The sequence below is a fragment of the Leptospirillum ferrooxidans C2-3 genome (assembly GCF_000284315.1).
Lineage (GTDB): Bacteria > Nitrospirota > Leptospirillia > Leptospirillales > Leptospirillaceae > Leptospirillum > Leptospirillum ferrooxidans.
Window position 1 is genome coordinate 1,940,812 of the sequence record NC_017094.1, and the last position, 16,916, is coordinate 1,957,727.

Sequence of the window (16,916 nt, forward strand, 5' to 3'; positions counted from 1 at the left end):
GTCCCCTTGATTTCTTTTTCTGGACGACTAGAATGTTCGATGTATCCTTTTTCATCTAGGATGATGGCCTCCGTTTTGGAGGGATGAACCGTTATGGATGACGCTTTTGCGTCTGCAAGAAAGGGCTAGGTGGGCTGAGATGGGTAATCAATGGATGGTTTCTATCCTGATTGGCGCTGTCGTGGTGGTAAGTCTGATCGTCGCCAACAAGATCAAGGAACACTGAACACTTCGTCCTCATGTCGGATTGTCTTACTACTGGCAAGTTGTCCTATTGTTATCATGCTGATCCGTGATGAGATTCACCATTCCGGCCCCGGATTTTTCCGGGGCTTTTTCTTTTTCCCAACCCCCTTGTAACCCTTCATTCAGAAATATGGAGTCTTCTTGTCCCCCAAAGGCCTCTTGATCACATTCGAAGGAATTGACGGGTCCGGAAAAACGACTCAGGCTTCCCGCCTTGCAGCGGCAATTGGCCCGGGTCGAGCCATCCTGACCAAGGAACCGGGTGGAACCCCTGTCGGGAAAACACTCAGATCCATGCTCCTCGATCCCGATCTGAAGATCGATCCAAAGGCTGAACTGCTCCTTTTTCTGGCCGATCGGGCCCAACATGTCCAGACACTCATCCGCCCCCATCTCGAAGATGGCTCCATCGTCATCGTGGACCGTTTTATAGACGCAACAGTCGCCTATCAGGGCTTTGGCCTCGGCCACCCGCTCGAGCTGATCGCCTCCATTCACCAAAGGATTCTGGAAGGGTTGCTCCCCGACCGGACATTTCTTTTCGACATCGATCCCCAAAACGCCAGGGATCGGATATCCCGGAGGGGAGACCCCAAAACCTCGGTCGAGAACCGGTCAGAGGAATTTTTTCAGCGCGTCCGGAACGGCTATCTCCAGACGGCCGAAGACCACCCCGGACGTTTCAGGGTGATTGATGCCCTTCTGCCCCAGGACGAAATTGCCGGAATCATCCTTGCAGACCTTCAATCTCTCGAAGCCGGCATGGGACAGGAGCGGAGCCTGAAAGGAAAAATGTCTTGATCATCGGCCATGAAAAGATCCGGAGCCGGCTGGACGGCCTCATCGAACGGCCCGAGATCGCGGCGACATTCCTGTTCTCTGGTCCCGAAGGGGTTGGAAAGATGCTTTTGGCCCGGGAGTGGGCCAAAAAGATCCTGTGTCTCGGTGGGAATTGTAACCAAAAACCATGCGAGTCCTGCCGCATTTTTCATGCGGAAACGCAAAATCATCCTGACCTGATCATCCTTTCCACATCCTCAGAGGGACAATCCGGCTCCAGAAGATCCTTGAAAGAGGAGGAAGAATCCTCGACCATCAAGATCGACAAAGCCCGAGCCTTTATGGTCGAACTCTCGAACGCACCGCTTGTTTCCAACCGGCGTGTAGCAATTGTCGATTCGGCTCATCTATTGACGACCCAGGCAGCGAACAGTCTCCTGAAAACACTGGAGGAGCCTCCTCCTGCGACAATGATCGTCCTGGTCACACATCTTCCGGACCATCTTCCCCAAACCATACGCTCCCGCTGCCTGAATGTTTCCTTTGCCCCGCTTTCCCTCCCAGAGTTCAAGGCCGTTCTCGAACAGATCGGCCTGAAGACCGAAATGGCGCCGGAGGACCTGTACCACCTGGCATCGGGTGCGCCCGGACAGGCTGAATCCCAGTGCCTTCCATCAAGGACCCGTTCACTTGAAGCTTCAAAGCGGCTTTTTTCCGCGATCAAAAAGCCGGCAACCTCTCTTTTTTCCGAACTTTCGGTCATGCTTGAGGATCCGGATGAGGACTTCTTCCTGAACAGTCTCGAACGATACCTTCTGGATTTATACCGCCAAGAAGGAAAAGATCCTGAAAATCGGCCTTTCACAATCGACCCTATCAAGAGAGAGATGCTTCATGATAAGCTTCTTGAGATAAGGACCATGTCTGCTTACAATATCCATCGGGCAATGAATGCCGAGGAGGTACTTCTTGAGTTTCGAGAAATCTTCGGAGCCTGAAATCCAGAATCCTGAGAAGGATCCCAAAAAATATTGGGTCATGACTTCAAAGATCAAGAATCTTGGTCCCGGGATCACACTCTGGGCGGAGTTTGAGCCAGGAAACCCCTACAAGCTGAACGATATTGTCATCGGAGAGTTCTCAATGGGGATCACTCCCATGACAATCGTCGAAAGTCCCCGCATCCTGAGCGAAGATCTTTCTCTTCAACTTCCCGCTTATAAAGTCCTCAGGAAGGCAACATTTGAAGACCACTCCAGGATTGTCACCTTGCGCGCAAGGGAGACCAATCTGCTTCTTTTCGTCCGGGAACGCTCGAATGCCCGGAATCTTGGGATGAAAGTCGTCGATGTCACCGGCAATCTTTCCGCAACAGAGTTCATCATCTATTACACCGCGGAAGGCCGGGTGGACTTTCGGGAGCTGGTCAAGGATATCCATGGACGCTTCCGGGGCCGCCATGAGCTTCGGCAGATCAGTCCGAGGGAACACGCCGGCCTTTTGGGCGGAGTCGGTCCCTGTGGGCAAGGCCTGTGCTGCAGCAGCTTCATTTCCGAGTTCAAATCCGTCACGACGAGACAGGCCAAGGAGATCGATCCGGACCTTTCTCCCATGAAAACAACCGGGATGTGCGGGCGGCTGAAATGCTGTCTCTCCTTTGATCCGAATGACAAGCTTTCCGGTGACTGGGTCACCGTCGACAATGACCCCATGGGCCGGAAAAATCCGAAAGAAAAAGTCTTTCCTCTTTCGGCGACCCGCCGGAGCGCATGACACCATCCCTTTTGCTTTTTCCCCCTGACCCGGGAACCATCACCCCAATCATTGAACCATTCACTCCATTTCCGAGGACCCCATGGAACAAATGAACAAGAATACCCACTCCCGACAGGGATTCATGATTACGACCCCGATCTATTACGTCAATGATATTCCCCATATTGGCCATGCCTATACGACGATTGCCTGCGACAGCGTTGCCAGGACAAAACGCATGGAAGGGAAAGAGGTCTTTTTCCTGACCGGGAGTGATGAACATGGTCAGAAAGTCTGGCAGTCCGCCACTCGCGTCAATCTTTCCCCTCAAAACTATGTCGACCGGATTGTGGGAAGATTTCAGGACCTCTGGAAAACACTGACCATCTCAAACGATGATTTTATCCGGACGACCGAACCCAGACACCAGAAAGGCGTTTCCGAAGCCCTCAGGGTTCTCTGGGAAAAAGGGGAGATTTACGAAGGCCCCTACGAAGGATGGTATTGCACCCCCGACGAACGCTTCTGGACAGACAAGGATGTCGTCGACGGCCTCTGCCCCGAATGCAGGCGGCCTGTCGACAGGGTTTCCGAAATGAACTATTTTTTCCGGATGGGCTCCCGTCAATCCTGGCTTCTGGACTGGTACAAGTCCCATCCTGAAGCAATCCGGCCCGAAGGCCGCTACAATGAAATCATGGGCTTTCTGGAAAAGCCCCTCGGTGACCTCTGCATTTCAAGACCCGTCTCACGCATGCCCTGGGGCATTCCTCTTCCCTTCGCCCCGGACTATGTGACCTATGTCTGGTTCGATGCCCTGATGAATTACATCACTGTTTTGCAATCGGATCCATTTTCTGAAAACAGGATCGAAAAGTTCTGGCCTGCGACCCATGTCGTGGGAAAAGATATCCTGACCACCCATGCGGTCTATTGGCCTGCCATCCTCAATGCCCTGGGTCTTGACCCTGCAAAACTTCTCTTTGCCCACGGCTGGTGGACCGTCAATGGAGAAAAAATGTCCAAAAGCCGCGGGAATGCCATCGATCCTGTCGCCTATGCCCAAAAATTTGGCTCGGAATCCCTCCGCTACTTTCTCCTCCGGGAAGGACAATTCGGACAGGATGCCGATTTCTCCGACACAGCCCTTATCGGTCGCATCAATGCCGATCTCGCCAATGATCTGGGCAATCTTTTATCGAGAGTCATTGCGATGGTCCAGAAATTCTCACCCGATGGTCTTGTCCGTCCGAACCTTGAAAGCCACCCGGACCTTCTCCTTGCAGCGGGCAAGCTTTCCCAGATTCCGACGCTGACCGGAGCCTTCGAATTCAACAAGGCATTGATTCAGCTCTGGAATTTCATAGGAGAGCTGAATCGCCATGTCGACAGCAAAGCTCCATGGGTCATCGCAAAGGATCCGACCAGAAAAGAGGAGCTCGACCTGACCCTTCACGATCTTCTTGAAGGACTCAGGCTCACGGCTGTCTATCTCACCCCTTTCATGCCGTTAACGGCCTCCACTCTTTTCGGAGCGATCGGGGCATCCGACAGCATCTCGGCTCTGACCTATGAAAAAGAAGGACAATGGGGAGGGCTCCCTCACACGGTACACGTCCGGACGATTCCGCCTCTCTTCGAAAAAAGGCTGCCGGACGGTTCCCTTCTCCCGAAAGAAGACTCTTCTGCGCCAAAACGGGAAAAAAGACCTCCGTCCGCAGGGGCTTCCGCTGACAAGGAACCAACTCCACCATCTTCCCAACCATCCGAGTCTGCTATTATGGAAGCCATTTCCCTGGATGAGTTCAAAAAAGTCCAGATCCTCCCGGCCCTCGTCCTGGCGGCGGAACCGGTTCCAAAATCCACGAAACTGTTAAAACTCAGGGTGACCATCGGACAAGAAGAAAGAACGATCGTTGCCGGAATCGCCGGCTCCTACACTCCGGAATCGTTGGTTGGAAAAACCGTGGCGATTCTTGCCAATCTCAAGCCGGCAAAGCTCATGGGAGTCGAATCCCAAGGAATGATTCTCGCCGCACAGTCCGGTGATGGGGTCTCCGTTTTGACCTTCGACAGGGAGGTTTCTCCGGGAGCGCAGATCCGATGACAAATGCGACCGCTTTTTCCTTTATCGACAGCCATGCGCACCTGAACCTGCTACCCGAAGGGTACGAATCTGACAAGACCCTCTTAAGGGCCATGGATCTAGGTCTTGAGGCACTTGTCAATGTCGGAACCGATATCGAGAGGTCAAGGGAATCGATCGAGCTCGCACGGAAGTTCGGGAATGTCTTCGCAACCGTTGGACTCCACCCGGGAGAAGCACATCATTGGTCGGATGAGCTGGAAACGGAGCTGGATCGTCTGGCCTCATCCGAAAAAGTCGTGGCGATTGGGGAAACAGGGCTGGACTTCGCCTGGCCGGAACCCTCAAGGGAGATCCAATTAGAGGCCCTTTCCGGGCAGATCAGGATTGCCGTCAAACATGACCTGCCGCTTGTGATTCACGCAAGGGATGCGTTCACGGATCTTTTCCGGATATTAAAGAACTCCCCGCTTCCTTCCCGGCCCGGAGTCTTTCACTGTTTCACCGGTGACCTTGACGCTGCAAAGAAGGCACTGGATCTGGGGTTTTACCTATCCTTTTCCGGCATCATCACTTTTAAAAACGCCGGAGAGCTGAGAGATGTAATCGCTAGCGTTCCCATCGATCGCATTCTGGTCGAAACCGATTGCCCCTATCTGGCCCCGGTTCCTCACAGGGGAAAGACCAATGAACCGGCCTTTATCCCCGATACGCTTTCCGTTCTGGTTGAAAAAACCGCTCTTCCCGGAGACCTTGTCTCCCGAACGATCCTCAAAAATACGAAAGACCTCTTCAAAATCCCCTGAACGGCTCAAGAGACCCGGGAGCGGATCTTTTTTCTTTGACGGATCTTTTCGGTACAATGAAGAGAGCAGGGTCGCCCCGGGGACGACCGACTATCTGGCGGGTGATATCTGGAGAAGGATCAATGCGGGAAATCCTGGTGGATGGGTACAACCTCATCGGAGCACAGGGACGCTTCAGAAAAGATCGGGAGATTCTTCTGGGCGAACGGGACCGGCTGAAGAAGTCCCTCTCCGTCTATGCCTCCTCATTGCCTGAGCCAGCAAGGATCACCGTTGTGTTTGACGGCTTTCCGACCGAGCGCGAGGGCAGTTACGGAACAGCGGGATCGGTTGTCGTCCTGTTTTCAGAAGAAGAAGGCACAGCCGACGCTGTCATCATACGACTGGCCCTCAGACATCGGGAGCAGGCCATAGTCATCTCGTCCGACCGGGAGGTCATTGACCGTTCGCGCATGGCGGGGGCCAGGGTCGTGGGCTGCAGGGAGTTTCTGGATCGAATGGCAGGGCGAATAAAGCCCCGGACACCTCCCGGGCAGATGATTCACCACGAAGACTCCGACCGGGACGATTATCCACAGCGGCCTTCCAAAAAAGGCAATCCACGAAAACCTTCAAAGAAAGAGCGGCAAAACAGAAGAACCCTGTCAGGGCTCTGATCGTTTTCCCTCTTCGGGATCCTGATGAAACCGATCCGGCTGAAAGAGCTCCTCCTGACCCATCGCCATCCTGACCATGTCCTTCAGGAAAGCACCTCCGACCACCATCGCCTGAAGCCATCCCTTGGACGATGGGACCTTGTCCTTCTGGGGATCGGTGGAGTCATCGGTGTGGGAGTTTTTGTCCTGACGGGGATTGCTGCGGCCACCAATGCAGGGCCATCGGTGGCCATCTCCTTCCTGCTGGGGGCGGTGATCGCCACCATGGCGGCTTTTATCTATGCCGAATTTGCCTCATCTGTTCCGGTCACAGGATCGGCCTACCTATATGTATCACTCGCCTTTGGAGAGATTCCGGCCTTTGTGACAGGATGGACACTGATCCTGACTTACGGAGTCGGCGCCATGGCGGTGGCCATCGGATGGGCAAGCTACGTGGACTCCTTCCTTCGAGGACTCTCCATCCCCTGGCTTCCCGTCTCCCTGACCCGGAATCCCTTCGACGGAGGGTATCTGAACCTTCCCGCAGGGATGATCCTCCTGTTCATTCTTGCCATCCTGATGCTGGGAACCAGAAATTCCGCCTCTTTTAACAATCTGATGGTCTTTGTGAAACTCGGGATTATAGGACTCTTTCTGGTTCTGGGAATGGGCCATATCCATCCGGCGAACTGGCATCCGTTTTTTCTGCATGGAGCCTCAGGAGTCATCGCGGGAACAATGACCATTTTCTTCGCCTATGTCGGCTTCGATGCGATCACTACCGCCGCAGAGGAAGCCAAAACCCCCAAAAAAGATATCCCCTTCGGGATTATCTTCGCTTTGGTGGCCTCTTCGATCCTCTATATTCTTGTCAGTATCGTCCTGACCGGAATGGAGCCCTCGTCGAGACTCAACAATGCCGCTCCCGTCGCCAATGCGCTTCTTGAAAACGGGATCCGCTTCGGAGAGACGCTGATTTCCGGAGGGGCGCTTGTGGGACTCACAAGCGTTCTGCTGGTTCTTCTTTTTGCCCAGAGCCGGATTCTTGTCATTATGGCCCGCGACGGTTTGATGCCCCCTTGGATGGCGTGTGTCCATCCAACAAGAAGAACCCCTGTCAGGACACTTTCGATCATGATGATCCTTGTCGTGATCCCCGCCATGATCTTCCCCATCCACGCCATTGCGAAACTTACCTCCTCGGGGACGATCCTCTCCTTTATTTTTGTTTCCCTGGCGCTCATCCGCTTTCGAAAGATCCATCCGGACCGGGAGGTCCCCTTCCGATGCCCCTTCTTCCCCTGGCTTCCCATCGGCTCCATTGCCATGGACCTGGTCCTTTTGGCCTCCGGATCGGGAAAAACGCTCTTTCTGCTGCTGGGATGGCTCGCTCTGGGGCTTGGTTTTCATGGAGCGAGGCGGCTCATGGGCTCCCCGGGAATGGTCCATTCAAACCCTGAACTGATGGAGGGAAGACTTGAAGAAGGATCTCCGATAGAGTAGGATGACCGGAATATGATCGCTTCCAAAACAACATCCGGAAACAATATCTCCCCAGAACGGCCTGCAGGAAGGTGGACGCCGGTGGTGTCCATTTTCCCGAAAATAAAGCTGTTCCTCTCTTTCGCCCTTCTGATCCTTCTGTCAGCTTGCGGTGGAGGTCCCGATGTCTCACAGGCGACCGGCCACGGAATCCTCCTCGGCACAACACAGGGGCTCTTCAACATCTCTTTTTCCAGTAACGGATCTAGCACCCTGACCTCGACCACCCCGATCATTTCCGGAGAGATCTACGCCATGGTCGCTGTTGAAAACGCCTCCTTCCCGATCAACGGGGAGATGCTTGTGACCACCAACGGCTCGACCCTCTCCGCCTATGCCATGACAGGAGGGATTCCCTCCTCCACGGGACAGACGATAACCCCTTCTTCCGCTTGCTCCGTCTCTTCCATCAGATCCCTTTCGGTCACCCCTGACGGGAAATACCTGTTGGCCACAAGTAGGGCAAACGGAATGCTTTACATCATCGATCTGGCTTCCGGATACACATGCACACCGACAACGATTACTTCTCCCTACCCCACATCCGTCGCCGTCGAATGTCTCCAGCTCGGAAATCCGTGCCAGATCTTCCTGACCCTGTCAACATCCTCCTCTTCCGTTGTGCCCACGACACCCGAGGTTCTTTCCTGGACAGAAGGAAGTCCACCTTCAACACCTCCGACAACACTCTCCGCCCTGACACCACCGGCCTCTTCCGCGATCTTCGATAACGAAACATCCTATTTCTACACGCTCGTGACGGCATCGAACAACAGCAGCGTCTACAACGTCTCCGGAGTCACCCCCTTGACGTCAACTTCACAATACGCGTCGAATGTTTCCTACGGAAATGTCCCGTTTTCCAATCCCTGCCTCGATCCTCTCGGACAGACGCTCTATACCCCCACATCAAACGGATCGGTCTATTCCGCCTCGGTATCGACATCCGGATCGATCGGATCGCCCCAACAGATCTGGTCTCTTTCCTCAAACCCCAGCGGTGCCCAGATCTCTCCGATTACATCCTGCGTGGCCTATTAAGATCTTCACCTGACTTTCCATGCATTGATCTCTTCCCCGTCACTCCAAAATCGACTCATCGAACATCGCCTTCAACAACGTGATTTCCGTCACATCCATTCCACATTGATTGACCCCACAAGAAACTTTCAAGACAATGATATGCCCTGTCGAAATTTCTCTGACAGGTGAGCAACGCATTGCAAAATAAAAACATTTTTTAAAGGAAACCCCATGGACAATTCCAGAGATTTTTCCGCTTTTTTTGTCAACACCGTCAAAACATCGATTCCATTTTTCCTGATCCTTGCCTCACTCGCATCCTGCAGCGAAGGAGGGGGTGGCTCCGGCGCCTCGGTTTCCGCGACCAGTCTGAACGGAGCCGTGATCGATGCTCCCGTTACCGGTGCGACGATCACCATAACCCAAAATGCCCCGATGGGACAGGCCGGCGCTGTGACCCTGGGAACGACAACCGCGGACCAATACGGAAAATACAGCCTGTCGGGGATTCCCATCCCCGAAACCAGCGCCCCCATTTACGCAAGCTCGCAAGGAGGAGCCGTCTATGGACAGGAAAATCCCGACATCCTGCTGACCGCCTATCTTGGTCAGGGGCAAGCTCTCGCCGCCGCAGGGTCGGATCTCGGAGAGGGCAATGATCCGGATCTCGCGGTGAGCCAGGTCACCACCGCCGCCGTGGCGCTGGCCTCAAACGGAGGACAGAACTATCAGATCAGCGGATATCAGGCGACACTGACCGCGGACCAGACGCAGCTTATCGAACTTGCAAGCGAAATCATGTGCCAGGTCGATGGAGGAACAGCTCTTCCGTCTGGAGAGAATACCTTAAGCTTCGTCAACAGCCTCGTCGCCCAGAATCCACCTTCAAACACTACCGATTACCTACAGGTATCCGGTGCCATCACCTGTACCTCCCTCACCAGCTATATGAACATGCTCACAGCATCAGGAGACTGGGACGCCGAGCTGACCGGAGGGGACACCCCTGTTTCGTCCCTGAATATTCCTGCGGGAACCTATTCTCTCCAGGGGCTGATCGAAGGAACCGGTCTTTCCGACTCCAGTCAAACACCAACACCACAAACACCTTCGATCACAGCCTTCACCATCTCTCTGGCCGTGGCCGCCGACGGAACCGTTTCCAACCCGCCGAACTCAACAAACTCCCTTTCCATTTCAAGCGGATCGGCTCTGAGCGGACAGGTTCTCACACTCATCCTGACGGAGGGCGCCACAACATACACACTGAAGGGAACCCTCAAGCTTCTCCCCGCCACATGGCACACCGCGCCCACACAGGCTTTTGAGTTTCAGGGAGGAGGGTCCGACAACAATGGATCGAACGATACGCTTTCAAACATCAACGCCGTTCTCTATAGCGGAACGGACTCCCCACAATGGAGCTCTTTCGCCCCGATCGACGGGCAGGAAAATATCACCTGCCAAAATGGCGGATTCAAGCTCCGTGTCACCATTCCTTCATCGCAGTCCGTTCCTGTCTTTCCCGTCTGCCTGACCGCAAACAGCAGCACTCTCAGCCTGACCAATATTTCCAATAGCCAGGGTGAGGGGGAAAATCATGATGAATACAACCACAGCAATACCCCATCGGCGATCGCTGCAACCCTCAACCCACAGACAAATGACCCGTTCATCACGTCAGGGGCCATCACCATCGGAAGATCCTCAACCAACACCATGTTTTATGTTCTGGGCGCCGATGAGGCCTTTGTGACAACCTACGCACAAACTCCTTCAAGCTGTACCCTGACATCATCCTGTGTTTCCGGCGATACCGCAGGATCGATCTATTTCTCGGGGAATATCATCCCTCTGCCCCAAAACGATCACTGACCGACTTTCCTCTCTCGAAAGGGTGCCAACTGGCACCCTTTCTCCCCCCCGATTCCTGTCTTCCGGACTCTCTCTACTCATTTTGGATCCCTTATTCTCTTCCCTCTCCTGAAACGATACCGATAAGCATTCTCATTCAGTTTAAAAAATCCGGGGCTTCCTTTTCGCAACACATTCATAAAAAAGGATTTTATTTTTCACTGTTTGGATAGTCTCCATTTTATTGATCCAATCGGATCCTTTCGTCGTGCAGATTTTTATTTTTCACATATTCAAAAACAGCTTAAAAACTAGCACAACAATTGCTCATAGATGCGTCCGTCCCGGAACGGATGCAAATGGCCATCGGTCATCTGGCTTTTGCAGAACAAATGCACTCAAGAATCCTGGGCGATTTCTGTCCAGAACATAAAGGAGACAGCCTCTTGGAGGATCGATCCACCCTCGCACATTATCGCCGGAAGCGATTCGCCATCATCTTTTGGGGAATGATGCTGTTTTGTCTATGTCTTTTGGACGCTCATCCCGCTTTGGCCGCTGACAGCATCATGATTGTTCCCGAGTCCGGATGGGAAAACGAAACACTCGGTTTTGGAGCAGATCTTCGCTTCTTTGCGGTCCCCAACTTCGGACTGGAAATCGAGGGATTCTGGGACCCCAACAACTGCGGCAACTGCAGCCTTTCAGAGACCACACTGACAGGAAGTCTTTTCTACTGGATCAACCCCTTGTCGAAACTGAGCCTTTATACCCTCATGGGCGGGGGAATCGGTGCCTTCTCTCTCTCCTCTCCCATCTCCGCCCATGCCGACCTGCCGGTCTTCGATATCGGACTTGGCGCGGTTATCTGGCTCAACCACCACTTCGGTCTCGACATCGACAACCGATGGATCTTTGTCAAAGGAGGAGGACTGGCCGGAAACAGCTCTTCCGCCTTAAACGCTTACCGATTATCCCTGGGGCTCGCATATGCATTCTGATCAGACTCGTTTCAAGAACACACCAGGACGTTTTTCCTTCCGCTTGCATCTTTTCCCGATGGTCATTTTGTCTGCCTCCCTTCTGATGGCCTCCTGCAAGGCTTCGAACCTTGACCTCTCGAGCAATGGACAGGCGGGAGCGCTGACATCGGCCCCCACCCAGACGGCAACCGTAAGCGGAACGGCCGTGGACGGATTCATTGACCAGGGAGAGGTGGTTCTTTCCACTTTTCCACCGGGAGCGGCCGTTCTGGGATCGGCGACCACCGATACATCCGGCAGATTCAGCATCCAGACGACGCCCATCGATTCTGCCGCACTCTACCAGCTGACCCTCACCGGCGGGAGCAGCATCGATTTTGCCTCCGGATACTCCATCTCACTGTCATCTCTCGACTCCCTTTCAACGATCGTCACAGGAAAAACTCTTCTCTCCTCGCCGGTCACGATCACGATCATGACCACCCTGATGGCTAACCAGGCGCAGGGAATGATCAACAGGGGAGCGGCTCCTCTGGCCTCCTTCCAGAATGCCCTGGGGCTCTGGAGCGGACTGTTGGGATTTGATCCGACCACCACACCGGTCACAGATCCGACAGCTGGACCCGAGTCGATGGGATATCCCGCCATCTATGGACTGATCCTCGCCGGATTTTCCCAGATGGCCATGGCCATCGGAGTCAACGATCACCTTTCTCCAGGAACATCAAACACCCTTGGTCTCCTGTCTGTCCTGAATTCGGACATTTCCGATGGCGTTCTCGACGGACTGAAGCCGGGAGATCCCAATCCCCTGACCTACTATACCTACACGCTGACAGCCGATACCCTCCGAAAAGACATCGCCGATTCAACCCTGGAGTTTTTGTGGGGAGACCGGAACCAATCCGGACTGGCCCCCATTGATGTTAGCGGATCGGTGAATGCCCTTGCCCTTGACTCCTCGAGCCTGTTTCCGGGGAACCCCCTTCCCACCCTTCCCGATCCGGGGTCTCCCCTGATCACCGTCTCCTCTCCCGTCAACAACGCCTACTACAACAATACCCTGCCCCTTGTCGCCACAGCTTCCGATGCCCTGGGAATCGGACTTTTTAGCGTCACATCGACGACACTCCCCCTTCCGGTGAACCCTCCCGGATCGACCTCGATCCAGACAGGCGTCGACATTCTCGGAATCCCGGACGGCCCATTGACCACCGTTTTCTCCGCCGAAAATCTTGCGGGAACCGTCTCCACCCAGACCATCTCCCTCTCGATCGACAATACCGCCCCGACGCTTCAGAACCTCTCCCCGATCTCGGCGACCAGCTACGACATCTGCGGCAGTACAAACTATTCGGTCCAGGTCACCGGACAGATGGTCGACACCGGATCGGGGCCAAGCAGAATACAAGTGCAGGAGACCGCGCCGGTCTCCCAGGCGATATCGGCCTACTCGACGGTTGTGAACCGGACGACCTCCAATGTCTCCTTTTATGTGTTCGCACCGGTCAACAGCCCCTGCAAGGCGGTGACATTCACCTACAACATCACGGTCTACGACGCCCTGAACAATCAAAGGACCATTCCCTACAGCATGATCATCGCCAATTGAGTCAAGACTTGCTCAAAATTCGTTTTTTCCTTGAATTTCCGGGTTGCAAACGCTAGGATCATTGGGAAACTCCCAAAAGACGCTGATCACAAGCGCATCCTTTGGGCCAACGATCCGGACAGGTATCGCATCACATGATTGGGCACACGGCTTAAGCGGATGGTCCCCCGCATAACAACCGTCCTCCCAGACAAAGATGAAGGGGTCTTCATGGCGTTGTTCCAGATCTATCACAATACCCGAACCACCGTCGCAAGATTCCAGGAATCGGTCCTGAGACGAGTCGTCGGCATCGGTGCCCTGTACTCAACCGGTTATGGCGATGTGGGATCCTCCATCTACTATGCCCTCGGAATCACAACCGTCTATGCCCAGGGAGCCTCCTTTCTTGCCATTCTGGTTGCAGGTCTCTTTTTTGTCGCTACGGTTTTAAGTTACGCGGAGCTTTCAAGCGCCATTCCGGAAGCGGGAGGATCCTCTCTCTTCGCGCAAAGGGCCTTTGGTGACGGATGGGCTTTTTTCGCCGGATGGGCGCTCCTTCTGGACTACATACTGACCCTTGCGATCAGTGCGTTTTCCGTTGGTCCCTATCTGTCCTACTTCTTTCCGATCTTCAAGGACAACCCGCAGGTCAATGTCACCTTCACCGCCCTGTTGATCGCGATGCTTGTCGCCATCAATATCTTCGGACTGAAGGAGTCCTCCTGGTTTTCCCTCATGCTGACGGGATTCGACATCCTGACCCAGTTATCCCTGATGGGACTCGGCGTCTTCTTTCTCTTCAACTTCAACAAGATCTGGAACCAGTTCACCATGGGGCAAACCCCCACCTGGCCGCATTTTCTTTATGGAATCTCCATCGCCATGGTCGCCTATACCGGGATCGAGGCCATCAGCCAGATGGCCGCCGAAGCCAGGGATCCGGGAAAATCTGTCCCCAGGGCAATGTTCATGACGATGTTCACCACCGTCTTTTTCTATGCCGGCATCTCCATGGTCGCCCTTTCCGCCATGTCCCCCAAGATCCTGTCCACAACCTATGTCAACGATCCTATTGCCGGCATCGCCCACTTCATTCCTCACGTCAATAGCATCCTGGGACCCTGGGTTGCGCTTCTTGGAGCGACGATCCTGACCGTCGCAGCGAATGCCGGTCTGATCGGGGTGTCCCGGCTCGCCTACTCCATGTCCAACAATTTCCTGATCCACCCGATCTTCCACCGCACGACCGACCGATGGAAAACCCCGGCCTTTTCCCTCGTCACATTCGGTGTCGTCGCCGCCATGATCGTGGCCTTCTTTCCGTTTCTCGACATCCTCGCGGACCTTTACAACTATGGTGCCATGCTCTCCTTTACCATGACCCATGCCGCACTGATCATGCTGAGGAAGAAAGAGCCGGAACTCGAAAGACCTTTCAGGGTGCCGTTCTCCATCCGCTTCAGGGGATGGGAGGTCCCCCTCCCCACCCTTTTCGGTCTATTCGGCACAGGAAGCGTCTTTGTCATGGTCCTGTTGTTCCATAAATATGGCAGGGTGTTCGGAACAATCTGGATGGCGGCGGGCATTACCTACTATCTCTGGTTCCGACGGCATGAAGCCTTTCCGGTCATGGAGAGGGTCAAGATCACAAACCTCCCCGACCGACCGGAACCACAACCTCCTCACAAGGTGTTCATGGTGGCCACAAGCCCCACAAGACCTTCCCCCATCCTGAGGGATGTCTGCAAGGTTGCCCGGGCTGACAGGGCCCAGGTCGTGGTGATTACCGTGATAGAGGTTCCGTTGACCCTTCCCATGACCGCGAACATGCAACAGGAAGAAGCGGTCGCAAAACACACGCTGGACCTCTGTCAGGCCATCGGGCTCGAAGAGGATGTCATCATGGATACCGTTCTGGCAAAGGGCCGGGCGGTTGGCCCCGTTCTGAATTTCCACATCAAGAAGCTCAAGGTGGATACGCTTGTCATCAACGACACAAACTCCGCCATGGTCCGGGCGGTGGTCAACGCCGTCGACCGGTCATCGAACACCGTTTCCCTTTGGACATTCCGGTTGTTCGACGGATCCGGAAGGAGCCCGACACCGAAAGCCAGGCTCCGGGGCGAATCCCCCTTCATCGTATCCGAAACCAAATCCTCCCCTCCATCGGAGGAGGCCGCTTCTCAGTAATCCTCCTGAAGGGCACGCTGATATTCCGGGCTCGGGTTTTCCACCGGGTCCGGGGTCAGGTCGATCTCTGTTGTTGCACGCTCGAAAAACACCTTCAGGAACAGGCTGAAGGTCGATAAAAGCCGGTAACGGATAATGGGGAGTTTGTGGATGTAGACAAGATTCCACAAGAACCATCCGACCATGCCTGTCAGAGTCAGCTGCTTTGCCGAGAGCAATGCATAATTGTCTCCGATCGAAACAAACCCTCCCACATGTTCATGGGAAAACAGTTTTTCCGGACGTTTTCTCAGCCTCGCAACAATGTTGTGGGCGCACACTTTCGCTTGTCTGACAGCTGTCTGTGCCGTCGGAGGATACGGCATCCCGGAGTGGGGATTCATGGAATGGGCATTGTCCCCCACCACCCAGACATGAGGCTTTTTGGTCGACTCAAGTGTTCCGTTGACCTTGATTCGTCCAATCCCGTCCTTCTCCAGATCCAGCGCGGCAACCAGCGGATTCGTCTTGACCCCCGCAGCCCAGACAAGCGTCGTTGAAGGAATTTCATCTCCCCCCACCAGCTGCACCTTCTGATTTTGATACCCTTCAAGCCTTGTCTCGAGAAGGACATCGATCCCGATCGAACGGAGGCGTTCCAGCGCCTCCAGGGAGAGATTGGGAGGAAGCATTGGAAGGATTCTGGATGTAGCCTCGACAAGGATGACCCGGATCTCGCTCTTGTCGATCCTGCGGCCAAAGTCCCGAAGAAGCTCGCGGGTCGCATATTCATGGAGCTCTCCGGCAAGCTCGACTCCAGTCGGACCTCCCCCCACCACCACAAAGGTCAGGTAAGACTTCCGGATTTCCGGATCGTCCTCCCAGTAAGCTTTTTCGAACATCCGGATCACATGGTTATTGATCACCGCGGCATCCTTCAGGGATTTGAGGGTAAAAACACCTTCCAGACGATCCTCAAGATTCATGAAATTGGTCCGGGAACCTAAAGAAATCACCAGATCGTCATACGCCATCGTCCGATGCTGGGTCGAAACAGTCTTTTTCTCAAGATCGATCGACAAGACCTCACCGATATGAGCGTGAATCCGTGTCTTTCGAAAGATTTTCCGAATGGAATGGGCAATATAACGCGGTTCAAGTCCACCTGTGGCCGCCGCATGCAACATCGGGGTAAAGAGAAAAAAATTGTGCTTGTCGATCACGGTGATCCGGACATCCGGAAGCCCCTTCAGGTAGCGATCCAGATAAACGGCTGTATACAACCCCCCGAAACCTGAACCCAGAACAAGGATCCGGTGTGGCTGCACAGCAGGATCGGGCTCTTTTTTGACTCCGACATTTTGAAGCATCGCATCTCCAGCTCCATTCGATGTCGTTTTTTCCAAATTCTCGCTCATTTTCTTCTCCAAAAAAGTTAGT

Annotated in this window: 13 protein-coding genes; 12 read left to right on the plus strand and 1 reads right to left on the minus strand. The window is 54.2% G+C overall.

Annotated features, from left to right (window positions below):
• Positions 1-387 precede the first annotated feature (387 nt).
• From tmk to LFE_RS09840, 12 genes are all read left to right on the plus strand, one after another.
• Positions 388-1,047, plus strand: coding sequence for a dTMP kinase (gene tmk / locus LFE_RS09785; RefSeq protein ID WP_014450061.1), 660 nt, complete (start codon positions 388-390; stop codon positions 1,045-1,047).
• Complete coding sequence (locus LFE_RS09790) at positions 1,044-2,024, plus strand: DNA polymerase III subunit delta' (protein ID WP_014450062.1); 981 nt, start codon at positions 1,044-1,046, stop codon at positions 2,022-2,024. Before tmk ends, LFE_RS09790 begins: the two co-directional genes overlap by 4 nt.
• Positions 1,996-2,799: a regulatory iron-sulfur-containing complex subunit RicT gene (gene ricT, locus LFE_RS09795; RefSeq protein WP_014450063.1), complete on the plus strand. Its 804-nt coding sequence runs from the start codon at positions 1,996-1,998 to the stop codon at positions 2,797-2,799. Before LFE_RS09790 ends, ricT begins: the two co-directional genes overlap by 29 nt.
• 82 nt (positions 2,800-2,881) lie before the next feature.
• Positions 2,882-4,888 (plus strand): methionine--tRNA ligase, encoded by a 2,007-nt coding sequence (gene metG / locus LFE_RS09800; RefSeq protein WP_014450064.1) that lies wholly within the window; start codon positions 2,882-2,884, stop codon positions 4,886-4,888.
• Positions 4,885-5,673, plus strand: a complete 789-nt coding sequence (locus LFE_RS09805) for a TatD family hydrolase (RefSeq protein WP_014450065.1) — start codon at positions 4,885-4,887, stop codon at positions 5,671-5,673. Before metG ends, LFE_RS09805 begins: the two co-directional genes overlap by 4 nt.
• Before the next feature lie 122 nt (positions 5,674-5,795).
• The gene (locus LFE_RS13215; RefSeq protein WP_014450066.1) at positions 5,796-6,329 is read left to right on the plus strand and encodes an NYN domain-containing protein; all 534 of its coding nucleotides are present in this window, start codon (positions 5,796-5,798) and stop codon (positions 6,327-6,329) included.
• Between the two features lie 24 nt (positions 6,330-6,353).
• Complete coding sequence (locus LFE_RS09815) at positions 6,354-7,814, plus strand: amino acid permease (protein ID WP_014450067.1); 1,461 nt, start codon at positions 6,354-6,356, stop codon at positions 7,812-7,814.
• A 12-nt stretch (positions 7,815-7,826) separates the two neighbouring features.
• Entirely contained in the window at positions 7,827-8,894 is a 1,068-nt protein-coding gene (locus LFE_RS09820) for a hypothetical protein (RefSeq protein ID WP_041774337.1), read from the plus strand.
• Positions 8,895-9,107: 213 nt separating this feature from the next.
• Positions 9,108-10,751: a hypothetical protein gene (locus LFE_RS09825; RefSeq protein ID WP_014450069.1), complete on the plus strand. Its 1,644-nt coding sequence runs from the start codon at positions 9,108-9,110 to the stop codon at positions 10,749-10,751.
• Between the two features lie 425 nt (positions 10,752-11,176).
• Positions 11,177-11,731 (plus strand): hypothetical protein, encoded by a 555-nt coding sequence (locus LFE_RS09830; RefSeq protein ID WP_014450070.1) that lies wholly within the window; start codon positions 11,177-11,179, stop codon positions 11,729-11,731.
• Entirely contained in the window at positions 11,721-13,325 is a 1,605-nt protein-coding gene (locus tag LFE_RS09835; protein ID WP_041774339.1) for a hypothetical protein, read from the plus strand. Before LFE_RS09830 ends, LFE_RS09835 begins: the two co-directional genes overlap by 11 nt.
• Positions 13,326-13,535: 210 nt before the next feature.
• The gene (locus LFE_RS09840) at positions 13,536-15,497 is read left to right on the plus strand and encodes an amino acid permease (protein WP_014450073.1); all 1,962 of its coding nucleotides are present in this window, start codon (positions 13,536-13,538) and stop codon (positions 15,495-15,497) included.
• On the opposite strand, the gene LFE_RS09845 is transcribed toward LFE_RS09840, so the two are convergent.
• Positions 15,491-16,894 carry an NAD(P)/FAD-dependent oxidoreductase gene (locus LFE_RS09845; RefSeq protein ID WP_014450074.1) on the minus strand — a complete coding sequence of 468 codons (1,404 nt, stop codon included), beginning with the start codon at positions 16,892-16,894 and terminating at the stop codon, positions 15,491-15,493. The genes LFE_RS09840 and LFE_RS09845 overlap by 7 nt on opposite strands.
• Positions 16,895-16,916: the final 22 nt, after the last annotated feature.

Excerpts from the sequence above, each read along its gene's own strand:
- metG (WP_014450064.1), top strand. The coding sequence starts at position 2,882 with ATGGAACAAATGAACAAGAATACCCACTCCCGACAGGGATTCATGATT.
- LFE_RS09805 (WP_014450065.1), top strand. The coding sequence starts at position 4,885 with ATGACAAATGCGACCGCTTTTTCCTTTATCGACAGCCATGCGCACCTG.
- LFE_RS13215 (WP_014450066.1), top strand. The coding sequence starts at position 5,796 with ATGCGGGAAATCCTGGTGGATGGGTACAACCTCATCGGAGCACAGGGA.
- LFE_RS09815 (WP_014450067.1), top strand. The coding sequence starts at position 6,354 with ATGAAACCGATCCGGCTGAAAGAGCTCCTCCTGACCCATCGCCATCCT.
- LFE_RS09820 (WP_041774337.1), top strand. The coding sequence starts at position 7,827 with ATGATCGCTTCCAAAACAACATCCGGAAACAATATCTCCCCAGAACGG.
- LFE_RS09825 (WP_014450069.1), top strand. The coding sequence starts at position 9,108 with ATGGACAATTCCAGAGATTTTTCCGCTTTTTTTGTCAACACCGTCAAA.
- LFE_RS09835 (WP_041774339.1), top strand. The coding sequence starts at position 11,721 with ATGCATTCTGATCAGACTCGTTTCAAGAACACACCAGGACGTTTTTCC.
- LFE_RS09840 (WP_014450073.1), top strand. The coding sequence starts at position 13,536 with ATGGCGTTGTTCCAGATCTATCACAATACCCGAACCACCGTCGCAAGA.
- LFE_RS09845 (WP_014450074.1), bottom strand. The coding sequence starts at position 16,894 with ATGAGCGAGAATTTGGAAAAAACGACATCGAATGGAGCTGGAGATGCG.